This window comes from Streptomyces otsuchiensis, assembly GCF_004305975.1.
In the GTDB taxonomy this organism is placed as follows: domain Bacteria; phylum Actinomycetota; class Actinomycetes; order Streptomycetales; family Streptomycetaceae; genus Streptomyces; species Streptomyces otsuchiensis.
The window spans coordinates 1-2,917 of sequence record NZ_BHZI01000435.1; the positions used below are offsets into that span (position 1 = coordinate 1).

At 68.6% G+C, this 2,917-nt stretch carries 3 protein-coding genes; 2 read left to right on the forward strand and 1 reads right to left on the reverse strand.

What is annotated here, in order from left to right; all coding sequences use genetic code 11:
• Positions 1-116: 116 nt before the first annotated feature.
• A complete protein-coding gene (locus E0D90_RS24755; protein WP_130800162.1) occupies positions 117-869 on the forward strand; it encodes a transposase family protein in 753 nt (250 codons plus the stop codon).
• A gap of 186 nt (positions 870-1,055) precedes the next feature.
• Here the strand turns inward: E0D90_RS24755 and E0D90_RS24760 are convergent, their stop codons facing one another.
• Positions 1,056-1,391 (reverse strand): ArsR/SmtB family transcription factor, encoded by a 336-nt coding sequence (locus E0D90_RS24760; RefSeq protein ID WP_130800163.1) that lies wholly within the window; start codon positions 1,389-1,391, stop codon positions 1,056-1,058.
• Positions 1,392-1,565: 174 nt separating this feature from the next.
• Here E0D90_RS24760 and E0D90_RS24765 point away from each other — a divergent pair, with 174 nt between their 5' ends.
• Positions 1,566-2,708 (forward strand): FAD-dependent monooxygenase, encoded by a 1,143-nt coding sequence (locus E0D90_RS24765; RefSeq protein WP_130800164.1) that lies wholly within the window; start codon positions 1,566-1,568, stop codon positions 2,706-2,708.
• Positions 2,709-2,917 lie beyond the last annotated feature (209 nt).

Sequence of the window (2,917 nt, forward strand, 5' to 3'; positions counted from 1 at the left end):
ACTGAGCCCCTTCCAACCTGACGGGTGGTCGAGCTGCGGGCCCCGGCGGCGGACATGAAGAAAGCTCCTGGTAGACGGGTTCACGACCAAGATCACCGCATCCGCCAGGAGCTCGTGTGCTTGTCTACCCGTCTGCCATCGATCTGTCCAGCCGTACCCTGCGTTGTCTCTCCGGTCTGCTGGCAGGTCACCGACGCCGGATCGGTTCTCGTTGGCGCCGCCTGAGCTGCGGCCGACAGGCTCTACTCGTACTCGCTCACCTACGCTGCGGCGACACCTACAACCGCCTCGCCGCCGGCTTCCAGGTCGGAATCGCGACGGTCTACCGCTACATACGCGAGGCCGTCGACCTCCTGGCCACCCTTGCCCCGACACTGGAGCAGGCCATGCACACCATCCGCAGGAAGGCGTACGTGATCCTCGACGGCACACTTCTGCCGATCGACCGTGTTGCGGCCGACCGCCCGTACCACTCGGGAAAGAAGAAGCATCATGGGATGAACGTGCAGGTCCTCGCCGACCCGGCCGGACGACTGCTCTGGGTCTCGGACGCCCTGCCCGGCGCCGTCCACGATCTGACCGCGGCCCGCACCCACGGCATCCCCGCCGCCCTCGCCGCCGACGGCATCAAGTGCTGGGCGGACAAGGCATACCAGGGCGCCGGACCCGCCGTCCGCGTCCCGATCCGGGGCAAGCACCTGCGCGGCTGGCGCCGCCGCCACAACCGCGATCACGCAAAGATCCGAAGCCTCGGCGAACGCGCCATCGCCACCCTCAAGTGCTGGCGAGTACTCCGCAAACTGCGCTGCAGCACCACGAGGATCACTACCGTCGTCCGCGCCATCGTCACTCTCGAACTCACCAGCTGATCAAGATGGAGAGGGCTCAATGTGCGGAAGAGTTCGGCGCCGTTAACGAGCGCGGGACGGTGGTCGAAGCGACACCGATCCCATTTGTGCCCGCGTCGTGTCCAGCTACCTGCGAGCCGGGCGCGGGCTGGATTCGGCCGGGCTCGCGGCTCAACCCGGACTCCCCTCCGGCGTGCTCAGCTGTGCTCAGCGAGGAGCAGTACCGCCCGGGGACTCTGCGCCCAGGAGCGTGAGCAGCCCGGGAAATCTCTTGTCGATGTCCGCGCGTCGTAGTCGGACGCCCTTGCGGTTGCCGTAGTCGATCTCGTCAATGAGACCTGCCTCGCGCAGGACCCGGAAGTGGTGGGTCTGGGTCTGCTTCGAGATCGGAAGATCGAACGAGTTGCAGCCCCGCTCGCTGTCGCTGCGGTCGGCGGCCAACTCCGTCATCACCGAACGACGGTGCTCGTCTGCGAGGGCGCGAAACACCGTCCCCAGATCGAGCGCATCGGCCTCCGGGCCGGCCAGGTTCCTCCCGGCCACGCGGCACCTCCTTCAGGTACGACTTGAATCGTACCTCAAGAATGTGCTCCACTGAGGTACGAAATTTTTCGTACCTTGGTTCCGGTTGCGCTGCCCGTCCCGCCGCGCTCTGAGAGCCGGCCCCGGCACTCGCCGGGGAGCTGGTCATCCTCGACACTCCGAGAGGTCATCGTCATGAAGAAGCCCGAGGTGCTGATAGTCGGTGCCGGAATCGCAGGGCCCGCGCTCGCATACTGGCTCTCCCGGAACGGCTACCGGCCAACGGTCGTCGAACATGCCCGGCAGCTGCGCTCCGGTGGCAGCGCGGTCGTCGTGAAGGGGCCCGCGACCCCGGTCGCCGACCGCATGGGCATCCTCCCGCAGCTGCGCGGGCTCGCCACCCGCAATCGGTCACTGACCCTGCTCGACCCCGGCGGCAGGCGGATCCTGCATCTCCCGCTCACCTCGGACAAGGCTCCGACGGTCGAGGTGACCCGAGCCGACCTGTCCGAGGTGCTCCACCGGTCGGCTCAGACCGAGGCCGAGTTCTTGTTCGACGACACGGTCACCGCTCTCGACCAGGACGAAGGCGGGGTGGACGTCACCTTCCGGCGGTCCGCGCCACGGCGCTTCGACTTGGTAGTCGGTGCCGACGGGATGCACTCCACCGTACGGCGCCTGGTATTCGGACCCGAGCGGCAGTTCGCGAGCGACCTGGGCCTGTACGGCGCGACCGTGCCGCTGAAACCCGACGCCGTCGAGGACCCGAGTGAGATGACGATGCTGACTGTGCCGAACCGGATGCTGGTCGTCCATCCCTCGCGGACCACTCCGCTTGCGATCTTCACCTTCCGGGCCGCACGGCTGGCGCCCCACGACCGCAAGAACATTGCCCTTCACAAGCAGACCGTGGCCGACGCCTACGCCGGCGTGGGGTGGCGGGCACCGGAACTCGTGTCGGCGTTTCTCGACCACCCGGCCCCGTTCTTCGACCCCCTGACCACCCTCCGGATGCCCTCGTGGTCCCGCGGACGGGTCGTCCTGCTCGGGGACGCGGCGGCGGCGACAGCCCTGCTGGGTGACGGGTCCAGCATGGCGATGGCGGGCGCGTACGCCCTCGCGGAAGAGCTCGCCGCCCAACCCGGTGACCACGCCCGCGCCTTCGCCGCCTACGAGTCCCGTCTCCGCCGCGAGGTAGGCCCACGGCAGCGACGCGTCGGTCCGCTCTCCAGGCTCATGGTGCCCCGCACCCGGCCGGGCCTCGCAGTGCGCAATACGGTGGGCCGCGCGGTCAGCCGCACGCACCGGAGCGCCACTCGCGAAGCCGCGAACCGGTAGACCGAGCCCGCGCCGACCGCTCACCGGCCGATGCGCAGCTCCCCTGTAGCTCCCAACCGGGTCGGCGCCGCCATGCGAGCAAGCCATGGCCGCCCTGAAGGGCTGGCGCCCCCGGCGGAAACTCCGCTGTAGCACCAACCGAGTCACCGCCATCGTGAAGACGATCCCCGCCCTTCGTCACGCCTCAACCTGAGGTTGGAAAAGGCTCA